21 protein-coding genes are annotated in these 21,546 nt (G+C 54.2%); 8 read left to right on the top strand and 13 right to left on the bottom strand.

Annotated features, from left to right (window positions below):
- The first annotated feature begins 163 nt into the window (after positions 1-163).
- Positions 164-1,813 carry a phosphoethanolamine transferase EptA gene (gene eptA, locus AC6I8E_RS21575; RefSeq protein WP_312215982.1) on the top strand — a complete coding sequence of 550 codons (1,650 nt, stop codon included), beginning with the start codon at positions 164-166 and terminating at the stop codon, positions 1,811-1,813.
- 120 nt (positions 1,814-1,933) lie between these two features.
- Here eptA and AC6I8E_RS21580 read toward each other — a convergent pair whose 3' ends face one another.
- Positions 1,934-2,842: a LysR family transcriptional regulator gene (locus AC6I8E_RS21580; protein WP_497824820.1), complete on the bottom strand. Its 909-nt coding sequence runs from the start codon at positions 2,840-2,842 to the stop codon at positions 1,934-1,936.
- Between the two features lie 128 nt (positions 2,843-2,970).
- Here AC6I8E_RS21580 and AC6I8E_RS21585 point away from each other — a divergent pair, with 128 nt between their 5' ends.
- Genes AC6I8E_RS21585 through AC6I8E_RS21595 form a run of 3 tightly spaced genes read left to right on the top strand, consistent with a single transcriptional unit; the run spans position 2,971 to position 6,646 of the window.
- Positions 2,971-4,281 (top strand): MFS transporter, encoded by a 1,311-nt coding sequence (locus AC6I8E_RS21585; protein ID WP_497824821.1) that lies wholly within the window; start codon positions 2,971-2,973, stop codon positions 4,279-4,281.
- Positions 4,282-4,295: 14 nt separating this feature from the next.
- Complete coding sequence (locus AC6I8E_RS21590) at positions 4,296-5,384, top strand: tartrate dehydrogenase (protein ID WP_095707979.1); 1,089 nt, start codon at positions 4,296-4,298, stop codon at positions 5,382-5,384.
- Positions 5,385-5,386: 2 nt separating this feature from the next.
- Entirely contained in the window at positions 5,387-6,646 is a 1,260-nt protein-coding gene (locus AC6I8E_RS21595; protein WP_095707978.1) for a glycerate kinase type-2 family protein, read from the top strand.
- Positions 6,647-6,870: 224 nt separating this feature from the next.
- On the opposite strand, the gene AC6I8E_RS21600 is transcribed toward AC6I8E_RS21595, so the two are convergent.
- The 4 genes from AC6I8E_RS21600 to AC6I8E_RS21615 form a co-directional block, all read right to left on the bottom strand.
- Complete coding sequence (locus AC6I8E_RS21600; protein WP_095707977.1) at positions 6,871-7,548, bottom strand: anti-sigma factor; 678 nt, start codon at positions 7,546-7,548, stop codon at positions 6,871-6,873.
- Entirely contained in the window at positions 7,545-8,093 is a 549-nt protein-coding gene (locus AC6I8E_RS21605; RefSeq protein WP_013196003.1) for a sigma-70 family RNA polymerase sigma factor, read from the bottom strand. Before AC6I8E_RS21605 ends, AC6I8E_RS21600 begins: the two co-directional genes overlap by 4 nt.
- A gap of 61 nt (positions 8,094-8,154) precedes the next feature.
- On the bottom strand, positions 8,155-8,715 hold the full coding sequence (locus AC6I8E_RS21610; RefSeq protein WP_095707976.1) for a fasciclin domain-containing protein: 561 nt from the start codon (positions 8,713-8,715) through the stop codon (positions 8,155-8,157).
- 129 nt (positions 8,716-8,844) lie between these two features.
- Positions 8,845-9,246, bottom strand: coding sequence for a RidA family protein (locus tag AC6I8E_RS21615; protein WP_095707975.1), 402 nt, complete (start codon positions 9,244-9,246; stop codon positions 8,845-8,847).
- A 143-nt stretch (positions 9,247-9,389) separates the two neighbouring features.
- On the opposite strand from AC6I8E_RS21615, the gene AC6I8E_RS21620 reads away from it, so the two are divergent.
- Positions 9,390-9,983, top strand: a complete 594-nt coding sequence (locus AC6I8E_RS21620; RefSeq protein ID WP_095707974.1) for a TetR/AcrR family transcriptional regulator — start codon at positions 9,390-9,392, stop codon at positions 9,981-9,983.
- 64 nt (positions 9,984-10,047) lie between these two features.
- Here AC6I8E_RS21620 and AC6I8E_RS21625 read toward each other — a convergent pair whose 3' ends face one another.
- From AC6I8E_RS21625 to AC6I8E_RS21655, 7 genes are all read right to left on the bottom strand, one after another.
- A complete protein-coding gene (locus tag AC6I8E_RS21625; RefSeq protein WP_010246775.1) occupies positions 10,048-10,827 on the bottom strand; it encodes an ABC transporter ATP-binding protein in 780 nt (259 codons plus the stop codon).
- Positions 10,824-11,510, bottom strand: coding sequence for an ABC transporter permease (locus AC6I8E_RS21630; RefSeq protein WP_497824822.1), 687 nt, complete (start codon positions 11,508-11,510; stop codon positions 10,824-10,826). Before AC6I8E_RS21630 ends, AC6I8E_RS21625 begins: the two co-directional genes overlap by 4 nt.
- Positions 11,511-11,519: 9 nt before the next feature.
- Positions 11,520-12,245, bottom strand: a complete 726-nt coding sequence (locus tag AC6I8E_RS21635) for an ABC transporter permease (RefSeq protein ID WP_497824823.1) — start codon at positions 12,243-12,245, stop codon at positions 11,520-11,522.
- 6 nt (positions 12,246-12,251) lie between these two features.
- A complete protein-coding gene (locus tag AC6I8E_RS21640) occupies positions 12,252-13,100 on the bottom strand; it encodes an ABC transporter substrate-binding protein (protein ID WP_013195994.1) in 849 nt (282 codons plus the stop codon).
- Between the two features lie 21 nt (positions 13,101-13,121).
- The gene (locus AC6I8E_RS21645; RefSeq protein ID WP_418163217.1) at positions 13,122-14,309 is read right to left on the bottom strand and encodes a M20 metallopeptidase family protein; all 1,188 of its coding nucleotides are present in this window, start codon (positions 14,307-14,309) and stop codon (positions 13,122-13,124) included.
- Between the two features lie 275 nt (positions 14,310-14,584).
- Positions 14,585-15,451, bottom strand: coding sequence for an alpha/beta fold hydrolase (locus tag AC6I8E_RS21650; protein ID WP_013195992.1), 867 nt, complete (start codon positions 15,449-15,451; stop codon positions 14,585-14,587).
- Between the two features lie 51 nt (positions 15,452-15,502).
- On the bottom strand, positions 15,503-16,117 hold the full coding sequence (locus AC6I8E_RS21655) for a TetR/AcrR family transcriptional regulator (RefSeq protein WP_095707971.1): 615 nt from the start codon (positions 16,115-16,117) through the stop codon (positions 15,503-15,505).
- A gap of 148 nt (positions 16,118-16,265) precedes the next feature.
- Between AC6I8E_RS21655 and AC6I8E_RS21660 the strand changes: the two genes are divergently transcribed.
- From AC6I8E_RS21660 to AC6I8E_RS21670, 3 genes are all read left to right on the top strand, one after another.
- A complete protein-coding gene (locus AC6I8E_RS21660; protein ID WP_497824824.1) occupies positions 16,266-16,709 on the top strand; it encodes an Xre family toxin-antitoxin system antitoxin in 444 nt (147 codons plus the stop codon).
- Complete coding sequence (locus tag AC6I8E_RS21665; protein ID WP_313677442.1) at positions 16,706-17,176, top strand: RES family NAD+ phosphorylase; 471 nt, start codon at positions 16,706-16,708, stop codon at positions 17,174-17,176. Before AC6I8E_RS21660 ends, AC6I8E_RS21665 begins: the two co-directional genes overlap by 4 nt.
- A gap of 173 nt (positions 17,177-17,349) precedes the next feature.
- Entirely contained in the window at positions 17,350-18,381 is a 1,032-nt protein-coding gene (locus tag AC6I8E_RS21670) for an AI-2E family transporter (protein ID WP_497824825.1), read from the top strand.
- On the opposite strand, the gene AC6I8E_RS21675 is transcribed toward AC6I8E_RS21670, so the two are convergent.
- Positions 18,370-21,099 carry a cation-transporting P-type ATPase gene (locus AC6I8E_RS21675; RefSeq protein ID WP_013195987.1) on the bottom strand — a complete coding sequence of 910 codons (2,730 nt, stop codon included), beginning with the start codon at positions 21,097-21,099 and terminating at the stop codon, positions 18,370-18,372. The two genes, AC6I8E_RS21670 and AC6I8E_RS21675, sit on opposite strands and share 12 nt — an antisense overlap.
- Between the last annotated feature and the right edge of the window lie 447 nt (positions 21,100-21,546).

Below are 21,546 nucleotides of genomic sequence, written 5' to 3' on the forward strand. Positions count from 1 at the left end.
GTTATTAACGATATTAAACAGATGTTTTAAAGCAGTTATTTACATTATCACAATCATCAACTCCTCAGCTCAGAGTTGCTGGCATATAAATTTTATTAACGCTTGCTGATTATTTCAGAAAGAACTTTATTGGCTTATTTCCGCAAGGTTATGGAATACCTTTATGCCACGATTTAATGTCAGTCAGCCCGTATTGCCCCGCGTCGCGTTCATATTGCTATTCTCACTTTATATCGCTGTTTTCCTCAATTTCGCTTTTTACAAACAGGCATGGTCACTTATTGTGCCGGACGGGATGAGCAGTATGCTTTTTTTCCTTTCCATGCCGATTGTCGCTTTTAGTGTGATAAATAGTGTGGTGACGCTGGCCTCCTTTTTCTGGCTGGACAGGATAACCATTGCGCTGTTTATCATTGTCGCTGCCATAGCCCAGTACTTTATTCAGCACTATGGCATCGTTCTTGATCGTTCAATGATTACCAATATGGTGGACACCACACCCGCTGAAAGCCTGGCACTGCTGACGCCTAAGATGATAGTAGTCATTTTCTTTACCGGCTTCTTTATGGCCGCACTCGCCTTCTGGCCTGCTTTTAAAAAGTCGGTACCAGTGTGGAAGGGATTACTTCAGCGCGGGTTAAGCCTGGTTATTTCAGTTGCATTAATAGCGCTGATAGCGATGTTTTTTTATAAAGACTATGCATCACTGATTCGTAATAACCACCAGCTATTGAAATCCCTGAGCCCTTCTAATTTTATTGCGGCCTCGCTCTCTTACTATAATCATCGCGAGCGGGCGAATCTTCCTCTGGTGAAAATAGGTGAAGATGCCCATCAACGCCCCCAAATGCTTAACGGCCCGAAAAAGAACCTGACGATTCTGGTCGTAGGGGAAACGTCCCGCACCGCTAATTTTTCTCTGGGCGGTTACCCACGCCCCACCAACCCTTTGCTGGCAGAAGAAGACGTTGTCTACTTCCCTGACGTCGCATCCTGTGGCACCTCTACGGCAGTCTCTGTCCCCTGCATGTTCTCAAATATGCCGCGCAGACACTACGATGATGCGCTGGCCACTCATCAGGAGGGGTTGCTGGATATCATTCAGCGGGCGGGCCTGAGCGTCTTGTGGCATGAGAATGATGGTGGATGCAAAGGAGCCTGCGACCGCGTGCCTAATCGGGATATGACAGCGCTGAATCTTCCGGGAATGTGCATCAAAGGCGAGTGCTATGACGAAGTGCTTTTCCATGGCCTTGAGACCTATATCAAACAGCTTCAGGGTAATGGCGTTATTGTACTGCATACGATTGGCAGCCACGGCCCGACCTATAATCATCGTTATCCGCCAGCCTTTAGTAAATTTACGCCAACCTGTGAGACGAAACAGATACAGGAGTGCTCTCAGGAGCAACTGATTAATACGTACGACAATACCATTCTCTATGCGGACTATATTGTCGATAAAGCGATTGAATTACTCAAAGCCCATCAGGAGAAGTTTACGACCAGTCTGGTTTATCTGTCAGATCATGGTGAGTCACTGGGCGAGAAAGGCGTCTATCTGCATGGCCTGCCCTATGCTATCGCACCTGAATTTCAGACCCGCGTGCCGCTGCTGATCTGGCTGTCACCCGATTACCAGCAGCGTTATGCCGTTGACTATACATGCCTGAACCGGCTGGCGACTTCGCAAAAATATTCTCAGGATAATCTTTTTTCAACCATGCTGGGCATGACCGGCGTTCAGACCCGCGAATATGTTGCAGCAGACGATTTACTGGCGACATGCCGCAATACGCCCGCAGAGAAATAAGAGTGATAAAGCCCCTGGTTGGGGCTTTTATCTGGCTGGATGCTATCAGTAAAACTGTACATCGCTCAGGTAAAAATAAATTATCTGATCCGGTAATTTATTCCTGAAAATAATCGATATTTACAGTTCACGTGTCAGCGCGTCGAGGTTATCAGCGAGCATATCCAGCAGGGCGCTGACATAAAGATTATTGTTTCCCTGATGCCACATCGCACTGAGCGGAAGCCCCTCAATGTCAATGGCTGGCGAAAGAGTAAGATACTTAACCCCGTCAGCATTCATATTTTTATAGGATGACGGCACCAGAGCAATGCCCAGACCGGCGGCAACAAAGCTCAGGATGGTCTGTTTCTCTTCAGCATACTGTGCAATGACAGGTGTGCAGCCACCCGCTTTGAACACATTCATCGTGAGATCATGGCTGTGAGGCCGGGTACGCCTTTCTGGCATGATCACCGGCTCATGACAAAAATCACGGATAGTGACCTCGGGATAATCAACAAGCCGGTGATGGGCCGGAACAGCGAGCACGCAGGTTTCATTAGCGATGAAACGCGTCGTCAGCATGGCATCAACCTGTTCAGGAGGGCGTATCAGGACCACGTCCAGCCACCCCGATAAAAGCCGCGGAATAAGAGTGTGTGATTTATCTTCCGTAATATGGATATCCGCGTCAGGAAACTGCCTGACAAACAGATTAATGAGTTTCGGCAGTAGTCCTCTGGCGGCGCTATCAATAGCGCCAATTCGCAGCGTTCTTTTCTGCGTTAAGCTGTTTTTAAGGAACCTCAACCGCAGCGCATCGAAATCCGCGATAACGGTTTTGGCCTCATTGAGGAAAGCCACTCCTTCAGGCGTCAGCGAGACATTTCTGGTTGAACGGTTCAGCAGCCTTATTCCCAAATCCTCTTCAAGCAGTCTGATGAAGCGACTCAGTGACGCAGGCATCATTTCAAGCTTACGGGCAGCCCGTCCAAAGTGAAGTTCATCACCCAGCACAATAAAGCAACGTAACTGATTTATATCCATTTTTTTACCAGAATCTGATTATGCAAATTATTTGTATAAAGCAGTGCCGATGATAAAGCTGCTCAAAACTTCATACTGGGATTATTACAAAACAATAACAACCCTACATGACTGTGGAGCATCGCGAAATGAATAATGACCTCGAAAAAAAGGTTATGCGCAAGGTTACCTTTCGCATCATTCCTTTTATCATGCTGCTGTATTTCATCGCATTTCTGGACCGGGTGAACATCGGTTTTGCGGCCCTGACCATGAACCAGGATCTGGGATTTTCACCCACCGTATTCGGGCTGGGCGCTGGCATTTTCTTTCTCGGCTATTTTCTGTTTGAGGTCCCGTCAAACTTAATTTTGCATAAAGTCGGTGCCCGCATCTGGATTGCCCGCGTGATGATCACCTGGGGCCTGGTTTCAGGCTGTATGGCCTTTGTGCAGGGCACAACCAGCTTTTATGTTCTGCGTTTTCTGCTCGGCGTGGCGGAGGCCGGTTTTTTTCCCGGCATCATCCTCTATCTCAGCTACTGGTTCCCGGCAGCAAAACGCGCTCAGGTCACGGCGATTTTTATGGCTGCAGCGCCCCTTTCTACGGCACTCGGATCGCCCATCTCGGCAGCACTGCTGGAGATGCATGGCTTTCTGGGTTATGCCGGCTGGCAGTGGATGTTCGTTGTTGAAGCGATACCGGCATTACTGCTCGGCGTGGTTGTCCTGTTCTTTCTTACCGACCGCCCGGCCAAAGCGAAATGGCTGACCGACGAGGAACGTACCTGGCTGGAAAACACTATGCGCGCTGAGGAGCAGGCCCGGGCAGCAAAACAGAGCCACACCAGCGCCTGGCAGGGACTGGCGGATAAACGCGTGCTGGCGCTGGCGCTGGTCTACTTCGGTACATCGGCCGGATTGTACACGCTTGGCATCTGGTCACCGCAGATTATCCGCAGCTTCGGCGCGACCTCAATGGAGATAGGTTTCCTGAACGCCTTTCCGGCTGTAATCGGAGTTATCGCCATGATCCTCTGGGCGCGGCACTCTGACCGCACCCGGGAACGCAGCTGGCATGTGATTAGCGCGTGCCTGCTGGCTGCCGTCGGACTGATTTATGCCGGTAACGTCAGCACGCTTTTCACCGTCATCGTCGCCCTGACCCTGGTCACCGCAGGTATCAGTGCCTCCAAGCCCCCACTTTGGAGTATGCCGACGCTCTTCCTCAGCGGGCCGGCGGCAGCGGCGGGCATCGCTACCATCAACTCGATTGGCAACCTCGGCGGATTTGTCGGCCCGATGATGATTGGCGTAATCCGTCAGCAGACGGGTAGCTATACCTGGGGCCTCTACTTTGTCGCCGGATTACTGGGGCTCTCTGCTCTGGTTGTTCTGATTCTCTCTGCCAGAACGAACAAGCCGCAAACAGCCGAAATTCCTCATCCTCATACTCATTAACTGGAGAAGTTACTATGCGTAATTACAAAATTGCTGCCATCCCTGCCGACGGTATCGGTCCGGAAGTTATTTCAGCGGGTATTGAAGTTCTGCAGGCGCTGACACGCCACAATCCGCAGCTGAAGTTTGAGATCGAGACGTTTGACTGGGGCTCAGATTATTACAAACAGCATGGCGTGATGATGCCGGAAACCGGGCTGAACACGCTGAAGACATTTGATGCTATTTACTTTGGCGCGGTCGGCGCACCGGATGTACCTGACCACATTACGCTGTGGGGTCTGCGTCTGCCCATTTGCCAGGGTTTCGATCAATACGCCAATGTCAGACCCACCAAAATCCTGCCTGGCGTAACCTCTCCGCTGCGAAACCGCGGTCCGGGCGATCTGGACTGGGTCATTGTGCGTGAAAACTCCGAAGGTGAATATTCCGGGAATGGCGGTCGCACACATCGTGGTCTACCGGAAGAAGTGGGTACCGAGGTGGCGATCTTTACCCGCGTTGGTGTGACGCGGATTATGCGCTATGCCTTCAGACTGGCGCAGTCCCGTCCGCGCAAACTGCTGACAGTAGTGACCAAATCGAATGCCCAGCGCCACGGGATGGTGATGTGGGATGAAATCGCCGCCGAAGTGGCGCTTGAGTTCCCGGATGTGCAGTGGGACAAAATGCTGGTCGATGCCATGACACACCGTATGACGCTGCATCCGCAGACGCTGGATACCATCGTTGCCACTAACCTGCACGCCGATATCCTTTCAGACCTTGCCGGTGCGCTGGCCGGAAGTCTGGGCGTTGCACCGACCGCCAATATTGATCCCGAACGCCGCTTCCCTTCCATGTTTGAACCGATCCATGGCTCAGCCTTCGACATTACCGGCAAAGGCATCGCAAACCCGATAGCCACGTTCTGGACCGCCGTACAGATGCTGGAGCATCTGGGCGAACGTGACGCCGCTGCGCTGATTATGGACAGCATCGAATATGTTTGCGAGAAAGGCATTCTGACGCCGGATGTGGGTGGCACTGCCACGACCGCTGACGTCACCCGCGCGGTCGTGCAGTTTATCGAAGCCAGCGCTGACGTTACCGAGACGGCATAACCATGAGAAATGAACAGGCCGCGACGATCCTTCACGATATTTTTCAGCACGCTGTTGACAGCGCCCGGGCCGGGCCGGTTATCCCGCCGAACCTGCCGGAAAAACCGCGTGGCCGCTGTGTAGTGATCGGTGCCGGTAAAGCCTCAGCGGCGATGGCGGCAGCGGTCGATGCGGCCTGGCCGGATGTGGATGTGTCAGGCGTCGTCGTCACGCGTTACGGGCACGCGGTGCCTGCCGGACGCATCCGTATTATCGAGGCGGCCCACCCGGTGTCAGATGCCATGAGCGAAACGGCGGCGATGCTGATTGTGGAGACGTTTCGCGGGTTAACACCGGATGATCTGGTGCTGGCGCTGATTTCAGGGGGAGGATCAGCGCTGATGGCGCTGCCTGCACCGGGACTGACGCTGGCAGATAAGCAGAAAATTACCCGCGCACTGCTGCACAGTGGTGCCAGCATCAGGGAGATGAATCTGGTCCGTCGCCATCTTTCCGCAGTAAAAGGCGGCAAGCTGGCACGCCTGGCGCAGCCGGCGCGTATCGTGTCATTGATCATCAGCGATGTGCCGGGCGATGACCCGACGGACGTGGCGTCTGGCCCTACCGTTGCCGATCACAGTACACCACCCGACGCGCTCAGGATGCTCGAACGTTATGGTATTGCGGTCCCTGAAGCGGTTCGCAAAGTGCTGAACCAGCCCGCCAGTTCGCTGGAAAACGCAGTGAACAGTGAAGTCAGGCTGATCGCGGCACCTGCGCTGGCGTTGCAGGCGGCGGCGCAGGCCGCACGCCTGCACGGGCTGACGCCGCTGATTCTGGGGGACGCAATAGAGGGTGAAAGCCGTGAAGTGGCCGTAGTGATGGCCGGTATCGCCAGATCGGTGAAGCAGCATGGTCAGCCGGTTCGTGGTCCTGCGCTGCTTTTGTCGGGAGGTGAGACTACCGTGACGGTCAGGCAGGGTCAGGCTGGAAAAGGGGGGCGTAACACCGAGTTTCTGCTCAGCCTTGCCTGTGCATTGCAGGGTCAGGAGGGTATCTGGGCCATCGCTGGCGACAGTGACGGTATTGATGGCACAGAGGATGCGGCAGGTGCGATGGTCTTTCCGGACACACTCACACGCGGCAAACTGAGGGGCCTTAATGCGCTTAACTCTCTCGATGACCATGACAGTTACAGCTATTTTCACGCGCTGGATAATCTGCTGATAACCGGTCCTACGTTAACAAACGTCAACGATATCCGGGCAATCCTGATTGCATGAGCGTGTCGCTCTCCCGCGTGCCGGGGGAGCGACGTTTTATCCGTTAACGCAGATTACTGCCCTGGCCATTCAGGAACGGGCTGGCTGACGGGCCGACGCATTTCAGCCATAAAATCAGAAAACACAGACTGACCGTCTGGTGCACGTTTTGGCCTGGCTACCCCTCTTCCAGGCCAAAACGTGTAATAACGGCCAGCCGGCAGATAAATCCCTGCTGATGAGGGTTAAAGCAGCGTGACTTTACCCTGGAAAATCACCGGCCCGGACGGCCCGCTGACTTTAGAACCACCCACAGGTTCCAGACTTACCGCCAGTATGGTCTTATTATCCAGCTCCCCGGAAGGCAACTTAAAGGCGTTACTGTCACGGTGATCGATCAGTCCCAGTGATTGTGGCGGAGCACTGCCCTTAATCAGCCACAGCTGTAAGTTTTTATTTTCTGGCAGCGTGACGTTCAGTGCAGAAACCTGAATTAATGACGCGCGCTTGTCCAGACTCACCACAAACTGTACATCAGGCTGCGCGCCGCTGAGTACCGCGATCGGCTGCAGCGCGTGTGTCGCATCAGGCTTCGTCACCCAGCTAAATACGAGGATGCCGGTCATTGCCGCGGCGAGGCCCCAGCCGAGCCAGAATCCGGGATGCTGCTGTTTGCGTTTATTGCCGGGGATGCCAGGTTTCCGCTCAAGATTCTGCGCAATCTGCTGCCAGAGTGCAGAAGGCGGGGCGACCTCCTGAGTCGTCAGGTCAATGCCACTGAACGCGCTCTGCCAGCGCACCACCTCAGCGGCAAAGGCTGCATCGTCATTAAAGCGTTTATCCAGCCGTTGCCGGGTGTCAGCGTCCGTTAGCCCAAGCACATATTCCGCGGCAGTGAGATCATCATTTTCCTGACCAGTCATAAGCCTATGCACTCCCGAAGATGGGTTAACGCGCGACGGATCCAGCTTTTTACCGTGCCTTCGGGCTGGCTCATGGAGAGTGCGATCTCACTCTGTGACAGGCCACGATAATAGGCGAGCGAAAGGCTTTGTCGCTGTTCTGACGGTAACTGCGCCATACAGTGCTGAAGGCGACGCGCCTCAGCAGGACTGTCGTCAGAGGGACGTGAACGCTCAAAACCCGCTTCCGCTTCGCTGATTTCCTCTATCGAACAGCATCTGTTCTCGTGTTTACGCAGAAAATCGATCGCTCTGTTTCTTGCAATGTGACTGAGCCAGATGAGCGGTTCACTGCGCTTGTGGTCGTAGTAGTTTGCCGACTGCCAGATTTGAATAAAGGTGTCGTGGAGGATCTCTTCTGCCCAGTCGCGCCGTCTGACCATACGCAGAATAATGCCGTAAAGCCGGGGTGAGAGGACGTGATAGAGCTGCGCCAGCGCAGATTTATCGCCGCAGGCAATCTGGTTCATTAAGTCAGCCTGAATATGAGGCACAGTTTTTGTCATCGGCTTCCCTGTTAAAGGTGTAGCCACAGATTCAGTGGCTACACACAGTATAGGTAACGCTTTACGGCATCAGCACGGTATCGATAACGTCAATGACGCCGTTACTCTGATTCACATCATAAGTGGTAATGTTAGCGACATTGCCCTGAGCATCTTTAAGCTGAATGTTGTGCGGGCCGTTTGCCATCACCCACAGGGAGGCGCCATTTACCGTTTTCAGCTCCGCTTTGCCTCCACCCGCTTTGATTTTTTTCTCCAGTGCTTTCATATCCAGTTTTCCTGCAACCACGTGATAGGTCAGAACGCTGGTGAGCTTCTGTTTGTTCTCTGGCTTAAGCAGAGAATCGACGGTGCCCTGCGGCAATTTTGCAAAGGCGGCATTGGTCGGCGCAAAAACGGTAAATGGCCCCTTCCCTTCGAGCGTCGGAACCAGACCGGCGGCCTTAACAGCCGCGACCAGCGTGGTGTGATCTTTCGAATTAACAGCATTCTCAACAATATTTTTTGACGGGTACATGGCAGCGCCACCGACCATGACCGTATCGCTGTCCATGGATGCCGCATAGGTGGCACCGCTGAAAACTAATGCAGAAAAAAGCAGAGTTGGCAGGAATGGTTTCATTTTCACTTCCCTCATTGAGTTTGCAGACAGGGCCGATGTGCCCTTATCTGTTAATACGAATGAGTGAAGAAAACGGATGCAAAAATTTTTAATTATTTTCTTCCGGCATCCGTTTACGGCATGAACAGATTATTTTTGTTGTGGCGGAATGCGGGCAATCACCTTGATTTCAAAATCAAATCCCGCCAGCCAGGTGACTCCTACCGCTGTCCAGTTAGGGTAAGGCGGCTGCGGAAAAATGGACTGCTTCACCTGCATAATGGTTTCAAACTGGTTCTCCGGATCGGTGTGGAACGTGGTGACATCGACCAGGTCGTCAAAAGTGCAGCCTGCCGCAGCGAGCGTCGCCGCCAGATTTTCAAACGCCCGTTCAACCTGAGCAGCAAAATCGGGCTCGGGCGTGCCGTCAGCACGGCTGCCCACCTGACCGGAGACAAACAGTAGATCGCCTGAGCGGATGGCAGCAGAATAACCATGCTGCTCATACAGGGCATGACGGTTAGCGGGGAAAACAGGTTCGCGCGTAAACATAGTGGTGCCTTTCATAGCGTCTGTTGGGAAAGCAGGATACGGCGTACACAGGATTGATTTAATATACGCGGCGTATGTCACATTAATCACGCATACGCCGCGTATGTCAAATAATATACGAGACGTATGTGAAAGGAGAGCTTATGACCGTTAAACGTCGCGCTGAAACAATGGAAGAGAACCGTACAAAGCTGATTGCAGCAGCGCGCACCGCATTTGCTGAAAAAGGGTTTGCGGCGGCATCTATGGATGAACTGACGGCCAGCGTGGGCCTGACCCGTGGTGCGCTTTACCATAATTTCGGCGATAAAAAGGGGCTGCTGGCGGCGGTCGTGGCTCAGGTTGATGGTGAGATGGCGCAGCGGGCTAAAGCAGCCGCATCCGGCGTGGCAGATGGATGGGAGAAGCTGGTGGCAGAAGGCATCGCCTATATTCAGTTAGCCATGGAGGCCGAAGTGCAGCGTATTGTGCTGCGCGATGGCCCGGCATTTCTGGGTGATCCCGCGCAATGGCCCAGCCAGAACAGCTGTCTGGAAGCCACGCGCGAAACGATTATGAAGCTGACCGAAAGCGGAACGATCAAGTCGGTAGACGCCGATGCCGCCGCGCATCTGCTGAATAGCGCAGCGCTGAATGCCGCCCTCTGGGTCGGCTCCAGCAGTGACCCGGAAAAGGCACTGCCGAAGATGATCGAGGTGTTCACCCAGCTGGCGGGCGGCCTGCGCCAGAGTGATTAATCCTGAACATGGCTTCAAACGATAGCTATCAGTGCTGAAGCCAGATTGCATGATCCCGGTTATTCTAGCCTGCATTGCGCTCAAAGTGGCTGTTCACAAAGGCACGACAGCGCGGCGAGATCGGATCGAGGAACACCTGTTCCGGCGAACCCGACTCCTCAATCATCCCCTGATGCAGAAACACCGCTTTGTTCGACACGTCACGCGCAAAGCCCATTTCATGGGTCACGATAATCATGGTGCGCCCTTCTTCTGCCAGACTGCGGATCACCCGCAGTACTTCACCCACCAGCTCCGGATCCAGCGCAGAGGTCGGTTCATCAAACAGGATCGCTTTCGGCTGCTGCGCCAGCGCCCGGGCAATCGCCACGCGCTGCTGCTGTCCGCCTGACAGCTGCGACGGCCAGGCGTCGCGTTTTGCGTAAAGCCCCACTTTATGCAGCAGCGCTTCGGCCTCTTCAATCGCCTCTTTATGGCTGCGCTTCTGCACATGAACCGGCGCTTCAATGATGTTCTGCATCACCGTTTTATGCGGCCACAGATTGAAGCTCTGAAACACAAAGCCAAGCTGCATCCGCATCAGCTTGATGCGACGGCGCTGCTCACGACTCAGTTTTTCGTCGGCGTTATCCAGCGTGACGTTTACCTCGCCGACCGCAATTTCACCCGCCTGCGGCACTTCAAGAAACGGGATGCAGCGTAGCAGCGTACTTTTGCCTGAACCGCTGGCACCAATCAGCGAAATCACATCGCCATCCTGCGCGGTCAGGCTGATGTCGTGCAGCACTTCGTGTCCCGCATAACTCTTTCTGAGATGACTCAGCATGATAGTAGGTGCGGTCATGATCGTGCTCCGAAATAGTAAGGTGATAAGCGTCGTTCCAGCATCGATACGCCTTTGCTGACCAGCATGGTCAGTATCAGGTAGATCACCGCCGCGCTCAGGAACACTTCCAGCGCCCGGAACGTGGAGGAGACAATTGAGTCGGCAATGCCGGTCATTTCCATCAGGCTGATGGTGCTGACCAGCGACGTCGCTTTAATCATCGAGATAATTTCATTGCTGTAAGCCGGCAGCGCCTGACGAATCGCAATCGGTAAGGTGATGCGGGTAAAGATCTTGTATGACGACATGCCCGAGACCTTAGCCGCCTCCAGCGACTGCTGGCTGACGGCACGCAGCCCACCGCGCAGAATCTCCGAGGTGTAAGCCGCATCGTTAAGGATCAGCGCCAGCAAGCCGCACCAGTAGGGATCGCGCAGCAGCGGCCAGAACAGGCTTTCGCGGACTGCCGGTAAACTGCCGAGGCCGTAATAGACCATAAAAATCTGGATCAGCAATGGCGTACCGCGAAACAGCCAGACGTAGAAACGGCAGAACAGGCTGCCGACGCGCGTCATGCGCAGCAGGTTAAGCAGCAATGCCAGCATGCCGCCCCCCAGCAGCGAGAGCAGCGCCAGATTGATCGTCAACGGCAATCCTTTCAGCAGCGCCAGCAGCGTCTGCTGTAAAAACATCATATCCACGTGGACTCCTTATCCCCTCACGCGCTGTTGACCGCGCATCGCAAACTTTTCCACGTAGCGGAAAACCATATCGGAACAGGTGGTGATAATCAGGTAGATCACCGCACCCACGCTGTAGAAGAAAAAGGACATCTGGGTAGAGTTGGCTGCGGTCGAGACCTGGTTCATGGTTTCCACCAGCCCGGTGACCGAGACCAGCGCCGACTCTTTGATCACCGATTGCCACTGGTTGCCCATACCTGGCAGCGCGGTGCGTAACGCCTGTGGCACGATGATGCGGCGAAACATCATCAGCCGTCCCATGCCGGTCACGGTCGCCGCTTCCAGCGTACCGCCCGGAATGGCGTAGAACGCGCCGCGAAATACGCCGCTCTGATAGGCACCGGAAATCAGCCCGATGGCGATCGCGCCCGCCACAAAACCGTTGACATCGAACGGCCCCTGGAAGCCCAGCGCGGTACCCACCGTGGAGACCACCTGACGTCCACCGAAGTAGAAGAGGTAGATCACCAGCAGTTCCGGCACGCCGCGAAACAGCGTGATGTAGCCTGCTGCCAGCCGCTGCTGCCAGCGCGAACCGGCAATCTGCATCCAGCAGAGCACGCTGCCCAACAGGGCACCCAGCAGCCAGGCGCAGAGCGACACGCTGACCGTGACGGCGGCGGCGTTAAGCAGCACGCCTCCCCAGCCCTCATCACCGAAGCCCAGTATCTGCCAGTCAATATTCATCAGCATCAGTGGTTACGCTTTTGGCGCGACATCTTCGCCAAACCATTTCATCGACAGTTTGCTGAGCGTGCCATCTTTGATCATCGAGTCCAGCGCCTGATTCAGCACCTGCTGCAGCTCACTGTTGCCTTTACGCAGACCAATCGCCGAGCCTGCACCCAGCACACCACCCGAGAAGCCATAACCGCTGCTGCTGATGGCATCACTGTGTTTTTTCACAAAGGCATTGAGGTTGGTGCGTGAAGCCATGACGGCATCAACACGGCCATTCATCAGGTCAGCGAAGGTTTCAGGACCGGCCTGATAGGTGCGGATAGTGGCCACATCGCCCAGGTATTTCTGCAGGAAGTCCGCCTGAATAGTGGCGACCTGCACCGCAATGGTTTTGCCTTTAAACGTGGTTTTAAGATCGTCGATCGCTTTTTTCATACCGGCGTCGTCATCCGCCGTCACCACCGTGCCGCTGCCTGGCAGCGTGGCGAGTGGGCTTTTTTTCGCGGTCACAAAGCTGGAAACGCTGACGGTGTACTGATGGGTAAAATCGATCGCTTCAGCGCGCTTTGGCGTCACCGTCACCGCATCTATCACCGCATCATATTTACCGTCGATCAGGCCCGGGATCATGCCTGACCATTTCTGGGCGATGATTTCATATTTAAAACCTGCACGCTTCGCCAGCTCCGCTACCATATCCGGCTCATAACCGACGATTTTTCCACTCGGGGTCGTCTGGTTAAACGGAGGATAAGCCGCTTCGGTAGCAAACTTCAGGGTGCCGAAATCTTTCGCCTGGCTGAAGGCGGAAGTGGCAAGCAGCGCCACGGTCAGAGACGCCTTAAGGAGACGGTTACGCATCATCATATAAACCTCATGTCTTTATTATTAAGAGAGTAAATCAATAGCAAGGCGGGTCAGCGCCTGCGTCCCGGCGGCAATGCTGCGTTCGTCCGGCTGATAGTCGGAGTTATGCAGATGATCGTCACGGCCCGGCGTAGCGGATCCAATATGGATCTGACAACCCGGTACCCGTTCTGTAAACAGTGAAAAATCCTCAGCACCAAAGCTGGCGCTGGGCTGCGCGATGATGACCTTCTCAAACTGATGCGACAGAATCTGCTCCAGTGAATCGATGAGGCGATCGTCGTTCATTAAGGGGGGAACGCCACGCTGGAAGTTAACTTCTACGCGGACGTTCTGCGCCAGCGCCACCCCTTCGCACATCCGTTTAAATGACGCTTCCATCGCAGCCCGCACTTCCGGTGATTTAGTGCGGATGGTGCCCTGAAACAGACAGCTGTCAGGAATGATGTTGTGGGTGGTGCCGCCCTGAATGTGCCCAATGGTTAACACGGCGGAGTGAGCAGGATCGCGTTCACGCGAGATGATGGTCTGGAGCTGGCTGATGAGATGCACAGTGGCGAGTATCGGGTCAGTGCCCATATGCGGACGGGCCGCATGGGTCGATACACCCTGTACCGTCACGTCGAATTCGTCGCTGGAGGCAGTACTGGCGCCGCGCGTCAGGGCAACGTCACCCGCAGCCAGTTCAGGTTTGTTATGCAGGGTCACCGCCCAGTCAATGTCGTCGGCCACACCGTCGGCGATCATCGCCTCAGCACCACTTTCTGGTGTCTCTTCCGCAGGCTGGAAGATCAGCCGGACGCGGCCTTTTAGCTGCTGACGATAGTGCGGCAGGATTGTGGCCACACCCAGCATCGTCGCCGTGTGAATGTCGTGACCACAGGCGTGCATTTTGCCGGGATAGCGGCTGGCAAAGGGTAAACCCGTCTGTTCATGTATGGGCAGCGCGTCCATATCAGCACGCAATAGCAGTGTCTTACCCGGCTCCGCGCCGTCGATATCCACCACGACACCGCTGCGGCCAACGCCGGTCCGGGGATTCAATCCCAGCGCCTGCAGATACTCTGTGACCAGACTGGCGGTACGCAGCGTATCAAAGCCTAATTCCGGATGCGCATGGATATCACGCCGAATCGCCACCAATTGCGGTTCAATCTCATTAACTCTGGCTTTTATTTCCCCGGCCAGTCGTTCTTTTTCCTGATTCATCGCAGCCCCGGCAATATGAGGCCGGCAGTCTGGTGCCGGCCCTCTTTTTAATCTCATCCTGACGTTGGATGGTGGTGACCGTTTATTTATTCACAGCACGTGACAGAAAGCAACGCGTTATAACACACGAGGAACCATTAATAATCAGTAGCTTAGGTTTATTTATTGGAAAGCCGTATGAGATAGCAGCGGATCAGCAATAATATTAATAATCCGCCGCCCCACATTACTTTCCCTACTTTCTGTAGCGGTGTTATTCAGCGTATATCCGGAGGTTAAATAAAGAAGTCTGCCAGTATTTCCGCTAATTTCTCCGGTTGTTCATCAGGAATAAAATGACCGCAGTTGAGAATAGTTTCACTGTTTACCTGCTGCGCCACAGCGCGTAACGGCGTAGCCATATCGGGTATCGATCCCTGATCAGCACTCACCGCCAGCAGCGGCATTGCCAGCTTACCGTTTAACGCACGCTGACGGTTCTGCTCTGCCGACTGCGAGAAGGCGCGGTAAAAAGCCAGTCCCGCGCGTAACGCGCCGGGCTGCTGAAAAATGCGCAGATATTCACGACGCGCCGTCGCATCAATTCGACGAGGATTCGCTGCTTTGCGGTTAAAAAACCAGTCAAGGTAGATCGCCTCCCTGCCGGTGATCAGGGCTTCCGGCAGATCATCCACACAGTGAAAACCGAAATGCCAGGTTTTCCAGGCGCTATCACCGACCATCGGCAGCAGGTCAGGCAGAGTCACACCGGGAATGCCGCCATCCAGCAGCGCGAGACGGCTGACCTTATCGGGATGGGCTGCCGCCAGTGACCAGGCAATCCATGCTCCGACATCATGTCCGGCCAGATGAAAGCGTTCGATTCCCAGCTGATTTAGCAACGTCACAATGCATGTCGCTACACTGTCGGTGTCATAGCCACTGACCGGGAAATCTGAATCACCCTGCCCCGGCAGGTCGGGTGCAATGACATGAAATCGACTGGCCAGCCGGGGAATCACCTCCCGCCAGGCGTAGCTGCTCTGCGGAAAACCGGCGAGCAACACCACTGTTTCGGCGTGTTCGCTGCCAGCGCTAAGGTAGTGCAGGCGCTGTGTGCCCACGTTGATAAAATGATGCTGATAAGCGGGTTGAGAATACATAAAGCCTCCGGATAATAAGGAAACGATCACTTCCTTAATGGATAAAAAAATTCAGTCGAGTAACTTCAGTGCCACAGGGATGATGCTGCTATCGGGCCGGGTAGCCGCAACTTTACCGGCGACGCGCATCCCCAGCACGATACAGAGCATCAGCGAAGCGGTGGCTTCACAGTCAAGTGCAGGGTTAACCGAACCATCCTGCTGACCCAGCCTGATCATCTGCTGTAAGTTCTGCTGATTGCGCATCAGCGCCGCGCTGACCGCGCCGGCCAGCTCCTCATCCAGCGTCTGCAACTCCACGGCACTTACCGCGACCAGACAGCCGCGCTCGCCTTCCACATCGCGCACTGAATCCACGTAAAAATTCAGCAGCGCCGCCAGTTGCTCACGGCCATTTTCACATTGCGCCAGCCGCGCAGCTAAGCTGCCGTTACGCTGTGAGAGATAGCGGGCAAAGACCGTAGCAAACAGCGTTTGTTTGTCGGTGAAGGCTTTGTAAATGCTGCCAGTGGTCAGCTGCATAGCATGGCCCAAATCGCCGATTGAGGTGGCGTGATAGCCTTTCTGCCGGAAAACCAGCATTGCGCTGTCGAGTGCCGCATCGGTATCAAATGCCCGTGGTCGTCCCCGATCTTTATTACGGTTATCGTGCATTGATAGCACCATTAGGAAATGATTATTCCCTTAAAGATAGACTGATTCGTTACTTAGTTAAAGAAGCGCTTGTACCTTATCCGACATCTTTCATCAGGCTTCAGCAATTGCGCAGTGCAAACCAAATGGTTATGATTAAATGACCAACTGGAGGTGACGAATGAAAACATTCAGTTTTTCTGCAGCTAAGACCAGACCGCCACGTTTATGGCAGGCTGCGGGCCTGCACAGTACGGATGGTGTCGCTCTGCTGGGCCAGATCAACGATGGCCTCGATGGCAACGTGGCTCACCTCATCATCGACTGGGCGAAGATTACCCAAAATGACCTGCGCAGAATGTCCGGTATTCCCTCCACGACGTTCAGCCGTGGCGTGAAAGCGAAATTCAGCGCTGAACAAAGCGAACGACTGGTGCGGATTATCCGCGTTATTGATCGGGCGGTTGAATTGTTTGAAGGCGATAAGGATGAAGCGCAAAAATGGCTGAATGAGCCTAACCGGGCGTTGAGCTGGAAAATGCCAGCAGAACTTATGGCATCGGAAACCGGCGCTTATGAGGTCCTGAAGCTCATCGCGCGTCTGGAGCATGGAGTTTATTCTTGATCCTCTACAGGCTGACTAAGACAAAGTATCTTTCGACCGCCTGGACGGGATTCGGCGCAAAAGAGGCGGGCGGTCGCTGGAACAGCATCGGCATCTCAATGGTTTATGTCTCAGAAACCGCCTCACTGACGTTGCTGGAAACACTGGTCCATCTGCACTCAGCACACATCCTCGACGCTTTCACGCTACTGCGCATCGATGTTCCCGATGCGCTGATACAAACCGTCGATATCAGTGAATTGCCTGCAAACTGGGCCGATGAAGACGTGCCGGCGGAACTGGCTGACTATGGCGACGCCTGGTGCTCTGCCTGCGATGCGGTTGCGTTGCGAGTTCCCAGTGCTCTATCTCCTACAGAACACAACTATCTGTTAAATCCTGAACACCCGGAGTTTTCCCGGATCGTTCAACAGGCTGAGGCCATTCCGTTCCGGTTTGACCGTCGGCTGAAACCGGACCGTAAATAGACTAACCGGATAGCGACAGACCACGCATTTGGCTTTGAAAAGTGATTCAGAGCCTATGATAATCGGATCTGAAGCGTCTCTTATAACTCTTCCCCCTGCTCTGACCTGACGCAAAGCACTGACAGGTAAGCCTCATCTATACTGCAGCTTATCTTTGCTGAAGGAGCCCGAACATGGGACTGAGCTGGTTTACTCTCTGGCAACCGCTGGCGCGCGTGCTGTTTATTCTCTCCTCTCTGACCATTATTCTCACCGGCCTTTATCTGGCGGCACCGCTGATCAATCAAGTCCTGCTGGCGGCGTTACTGGCTATCATGCTTGACCCTCTGATTACCCGGCTGGATAAAAAACGCATCCCACGCATTATCTCATCCCTGCTGGTGATTACGCTGATGCTGATGGTCATGGTGGTCACCACGCTCAAGTTAACGGCACTGACGCCCGATTTAATGCAGCTCAGCCGCCAGGCCCCCATGCTGCTGGCGGCACGGCTGGAACAGCTGACGCTGGCTTTTGCCCGGCTTGATATCGGTATGACGCCCGACCAGATGCTCACTTTTGTGGATGCGGGTGCGATAGTGCGTATCGTCACCGCGTTTCTGACGCAAATTCCCGGCGTCATCTCCTGGTGGATTATGGTGTTCCTGATGCTGCTGTTTATGCTCTATGAGATGCCGCTGCTGAAAGCGGCGCTTCAGCAGCGGGTCAGCGGAAAAAATCAGGCCTTTTATCTGGCGCTGCAGGAGGGAATTGAGAGCGTGATTGTTTATGCCAGGGTGAAAACACTGACCAGTATTCTTGGCGGGATCATCGTGGGTTTAGGTGCGCACCTGATCGGGCTGAAGTTTGCCTTTTTCTGGGGCGTGCTGATGTTCATCTTTAACTACGTGCCGGTGCTGGGCTCTTTCCTGGCTGCGATTCCGCCGGTGATCCAGAGCTACATCATGTTTGATTTACAGGTTGCGCTGGCGGTCTCAGGCTTCTTTATGGTGCTGAACCTCTGCCTGAGTTCGGTGATTGAACCGCTGCTGATTGGTAAACGACTTAATCTGGCGCTCACTACACAGTTGCTGGCGTTTCTCTTCTGGCAGGCGTTACTGGGGATTACGGGCGGGATACTGGCCATTCCTCTGACCTATCTGATTAAGAAGGTCCTGCTGGCGAGCTATCCGCAGCAGGACCCGGAGTCAGAGTTAACTCAGTGACGGCGTCTTCACCCGCCATGCGCGGGTAAGGCGTTTCTCAATCTCTACCACGATGAAGATTGCGATACTGACAAACAGCGAAATCAGCCAGTAGTTAATTGGCAGCGGGCGGGTTCCGAACAGCGTGTTCATCAACGGCACGTAGATAATGATCGCCTGAAGCACAATCAGTACCAGCGTCACCAGCCAGATACCGCGGTTTTTCAGCAGGCCACGGTCCAGGGAGAAACCATCTGTGTTGCGGCAGTTAAGCATGTAGACCCACTGCGCCGTAACCAGCATCTGCAGCAGCACGGTGCGGATGAACTCAGGACTGTAGCCACGCGGTTGCAGCCAGGCTTCCAGCACAAAGGCACTGATTGAAATCAGCAGGCTGACAAACACCACACGCCAGATGGCGTAAGCGTCCATCACGTGTGCTTTGACATTACGGGGGGGCCGACGCATCGCATTGGGTTCTGCTGGCTCAAATGCCAGACCAAACGACAGCGTGGCGGAGGTCGCCATATTCATCCACAGGATCTGAACCGGCGTTAACGGCAGCAGATTACCCATCAGAATCGCGATAATAATCAGCAGCCCCTGCGCCATACAGGTTGGCATAACGAACAGAATGGTTTTTTTCAGGTTGTCATAAACCCGACGGCCTTCTTTGATTGCCGCCGCGATGGTAGCAAAGTTGTCGTCGGCCAGAATCATATCGGCCGCCTCTTTTGTAACCTCCGTGCCTTTAATCCCCATCGCAATGCCGACGTTCGCCTGCTTCAGCGCCGGTGCGTCGTTGACGCCGTCGCCGGTCATACCCACGATCTCGCCGCTCGCTTCCAGTGCTTTCACCAGACGCAGTTTATGTTCCGGGCTGGTGCGGGCAAAAATATCATAGGTTTTTGCCGCCTCGGCAAGTTCAGCGTCACTCATATGTTCAAGCTGGTAACCCGTGATGGCCGTCTGGCTGTTGCCTATACCCAGCATCTGACCAATCGCCATTGCCGTTTCCTGATGGTCGCCGGTGATCATTTTGACGCGGATGCCCGCTTTCTGGCATTCATCAATGGCAGTTATGGCTTCAGGACGCGGCGGATCCATCATGCAGGCAAGCCCCAGCAGCACCATGTCACTTTTCAGATCGGCATGATCCAGCGAAGTAATGGGTGCGGAGGTTTTTTTCCAGGCTGCAGCAACGGTGCGTAATCCTTCACTGGCATAGGTGGTGATGGCCGCATCCCAGTAAGCACGGTCAATCGGCTCTGCACCGTCCGGCGTTTGCTGCTGCTGACACAGCGTCAGCAGCACATCCGGTGCGCCGGTCAGCAGAATATAAGATTCACCGTCAGCTACACAGCTGACCGACATATATTTATAGAGGGAATCGAACGGCAGCTTGCTCACCACGTCAACCGGCTGAGGGGTCGTCAGACCTTTGGCTGCCAGCACTTTCAGTGCACCTTCAGTCGGGCCGCCAACAATCGTCCAGAGCCCCTGGCTTTCCTGACGCAGCTGACTTTCATTACAGGTGTCTACCGCATGGAGGAACTGCTGAAACAACGGATCCTGTGCCGCCGAAGCACCCGCGTTGCCGCCCTGCTCAGCCACAATTTCGCCTTTGGGTTCGTAACTGTTGCCGCTGACACGCCAGCGGCTTTTTGCCAGCACCACCGCTTTCACCGTCATCTCATTCATAGTGAGCGTGCCGGTTTTATCAGAACAGATAACGGACATGGCGCCCAGGGTTTCGACCGTCGGCAGTTTGCGGATAATCGCATTGGTGCGCGCCATCGACTGCACACCCAGCGACAGAATAATGGAGATAATGGCGGGCAGACCCTCCGGCACGGTGGCGACGGCCAGGCTGATAACGGACAGCAGCAGTTCGCCCAGCGGAATGTCACGCAGCATGAAACCGAAGATAAACAGCACCACCATCATCGCCAGGATGATAAGGAAAATCGCTTTACCCAGTTTGTCGATCTGCACCAGCAGCGGGGTTTTAGCCTCTTTTATGCCGCTGATCATTTCGTTGATATGGCCCAGTTCCGTATCACCCCCGCTGGCGATGACCACACCTGAGGCGGTGCCGGAGCTGACGGTGGTGCCGGAAAATGCCAGATTCAGACGGTCCCCCAGCGACTTTTCACCGCTCAGCGTGTCGATGTTCTTAGACACCACCGTCGATTCGCCGGTGAGAATCGCCTCTTCCACCCGCAGGTTATTGACTTCAAACAGTCTCAGGTCAGCGGGAATTTTGTCGCCGGGACGTAACATCACCACGTCGCCGACCACAATATCGCGTGTTGCGACGGTGACCTGTTTGCCATCCCGCACCAGCATCGCTTCACTGGCGAGCATGTTCTGAATGCTCTTCAGCGATTTCTCGGCATTGCTCTCCTGAATAAAGCCGATCAGGGCATTGATAACGGCTACGCCGATAATGACGAAGGTATCAACCCAGTGGCCCATGAGCGCGGTGATCACCGCTGCGGCCAGCAGAATATAAATCAGCACATCTTTAAAATGGGCGATAAATTTGAGCAGCGCTGATTTATCCGCTTTTTGCGGCAGCGCGTTTGGCCCCTGTTTCTGCAGACGTTCCTGTGCGTCAGCAGTCGATAATCCTGCCGGAGAGCTTTGCAGGTCAGAAAATATCTCGGCTACACTACGCTGATACCAGGGGCGCTCAGATAAAGCTAACGCTTTATCCTGCTTATCATTATTTAGCATATATAAACCTCGTGCCATTTAGCGATGAATTAAAGGCGCAATTAAAAGACATGCATTTTGCGGGAAGCCGCTCCCGCCAGTAATGACCGATATCATATTTAGGTAAGAAACGTCTGATGAATAACATAAAATGGCTAAATTAAATCTAACCTATATTATGAGAATAACAACGTTGTTTTTGTTTAGCTAAGGTTTAACTATGCTGATGCAGTGTGCTTCGGCTTGTACTCTGGCTCGCAAAAGGAAACTCTGATGAAAAAACAGAGCATTATCATGCTTTGCGGTTTCGTTATTCTCGCGGTCACCGCAACCACATTAGTCGGCTTACTGACCTGGCTGGTGGTCTCTCATATGGCGGCGTAACCCGATCCAGGCGAAGCGGCCCTGCCGTCTCGTTAAAATAAGATTACGAATATTAAAAATATTTTTATCCCGGTGGTGATAAGC

Source organism: Pantoea sp. X-Soil-YNGN-785 (genome assembly GCF_059730585.1).

What these genes read in the sequence shown, in the direction of transcription:
- AC6I8E_RS21605 (WP_013196003.1), bottom strand. Translation starts at nt 8,093, where the DNA reads ATGACAAAAACTGTGCCTCATATTCAGGCTGACTTAATGAACCAGATT.
- AC6I8E_RS21625 (WP_010246775.1), bottom strand. Translation starts at nt 10,827, where the DNA reads ATGACCGCACCTACTATCATGCTGAGTCATCTCAGAAAGAGTTATGCG.
- AC6I8E_RS21600 (WP_095707977.1), bottom strand. Translation starts at nt 7,548, where the DNA reads ATGACTGGTCAGGAAAATGATGATCTCACTGCCGCGGAATATGTGCTT.
- AC6I8E_RS21635 (WP_497824823.1), bottom strand. Translation starts at nt 12,245, where the DNA reads ATGCTGATGAATATTGACTGGCAGATACTGGGCTTCGGTGATGAGGGC.
- AC6I8E_RS21660 (WP_497824824.1), top strand. Translation starts at nt 16,266, where the DNA reads ATGAAAACATTCAGTTTTTCTGCAGCTAAGACCAGACCGCCACGTTTA.
- AC6I8E_RS21615 (WP_095707975.1), bottom strand. Translation starts at nt 9,246, where the DNA reads ATGTTTACGCGCGAACCTGTTTTCCCCGCTAACCGTCATGCCCTGTAT.
- AC6I8E_RS21655 (WP_095707971.1), bottom strand. Translation starts at nt 16,117, where the DNA reads ATGGTGCTATCAATGCACGATAACCGTAATAAAGATCGGGGACGACCA.
- AC6I8E_RS21580 (WP_497824820.1), bottom strand. Translation starts at nt 2,842, where the DNA reads ATGGATATAAATCAGTTACGTTGCTTTATTGTGCTGGGTGATGAACTT.
- AC6I8E_RS21670 (WP_497824825.1), top strand. Translation starts at nt 17,350, where the DNA reads ATGGGACTGAGCTGGTTTACTCTCTGGCAACCGCTGGCGCGCGTGCTG.
- AC6I8E_RS21675 (WP_013195987.1), bottom strand. Translation starts at nt 21,099, where the DNA reads ATGCTAAATAATGATAAGCAGGATAAAGCGTTAGCTTTATCTGAGCGC.
- AC6I8E_RS21640 (WP_013195994.1), bottom strand. Translation starts at nt 13,100, where the DNA reads ATGATGATGCGTAACCGTCTCCTTAAGGCGTCTCTGACCGTGGCGCTG.
- AC6I8E_RS21595 (WP_095707978.1), top strand. Translation starts at nt 5,387, where the DNA reads ATGAGAAATGAACAGGCCGCGACGATCCTTCACGATATTTTTCAGCAC.
- eptA (WP_312215982.1), top strand. Translation starts at nt 164, where the DNA reads ATGCCACGATTTAATGTCAGTCAGCCCGTATTGCCCCGCGTCGCGTTC.
- AC6I8E_RS21585 (WP_497824821.1), top strand. Translation starts at nt 2,971, where the DNA reads ATGAATAATGACCTCGAAAAAAAGGTTATGCGCAAGGTTACCTTTCGC.
- AC6I8E_RS21645 (WP_418163217.1), bottom strand. Translation starts at nt 14,309, where the DNA reads ATGAATCAGGAAAAAGAACGACTGGCCGGGGAAATAAAAGCCAGAGTT.
- AC6I8E_RS21620 (WP_095707974.1), top strand. Translation starts at nt 9,390, where the DNA reads ATGACCGTTAAACGTCGCGCTGAAACAATGGAAGAGAACCGTACAAAG.
- AC6I8E_RS21650 (WP_013195992.1), bottom strand. Translation starts at nt 15,451, where the DNA reads ATGTATTCTCAACCCGCTTATCAGCATCATTTTATCAACGTGGGCACA.
- AC6I8E_RS21610 (WP_095707976.1), bottom strand. Translation starts at nt 8,715, where the DNA reads ATGAAACCATTCCTGCCAACTCTGCTTTTTTCTGCATTAGTTTTCAGC.
- AC6I8E_RS21590 (WP_095707979.1), top strand. Translation starts at nt 4,296, where the DNA reads ATGCGTAATTACAAAATTGCTGCCATCCCTGCCGACGGTATCGGTCCG.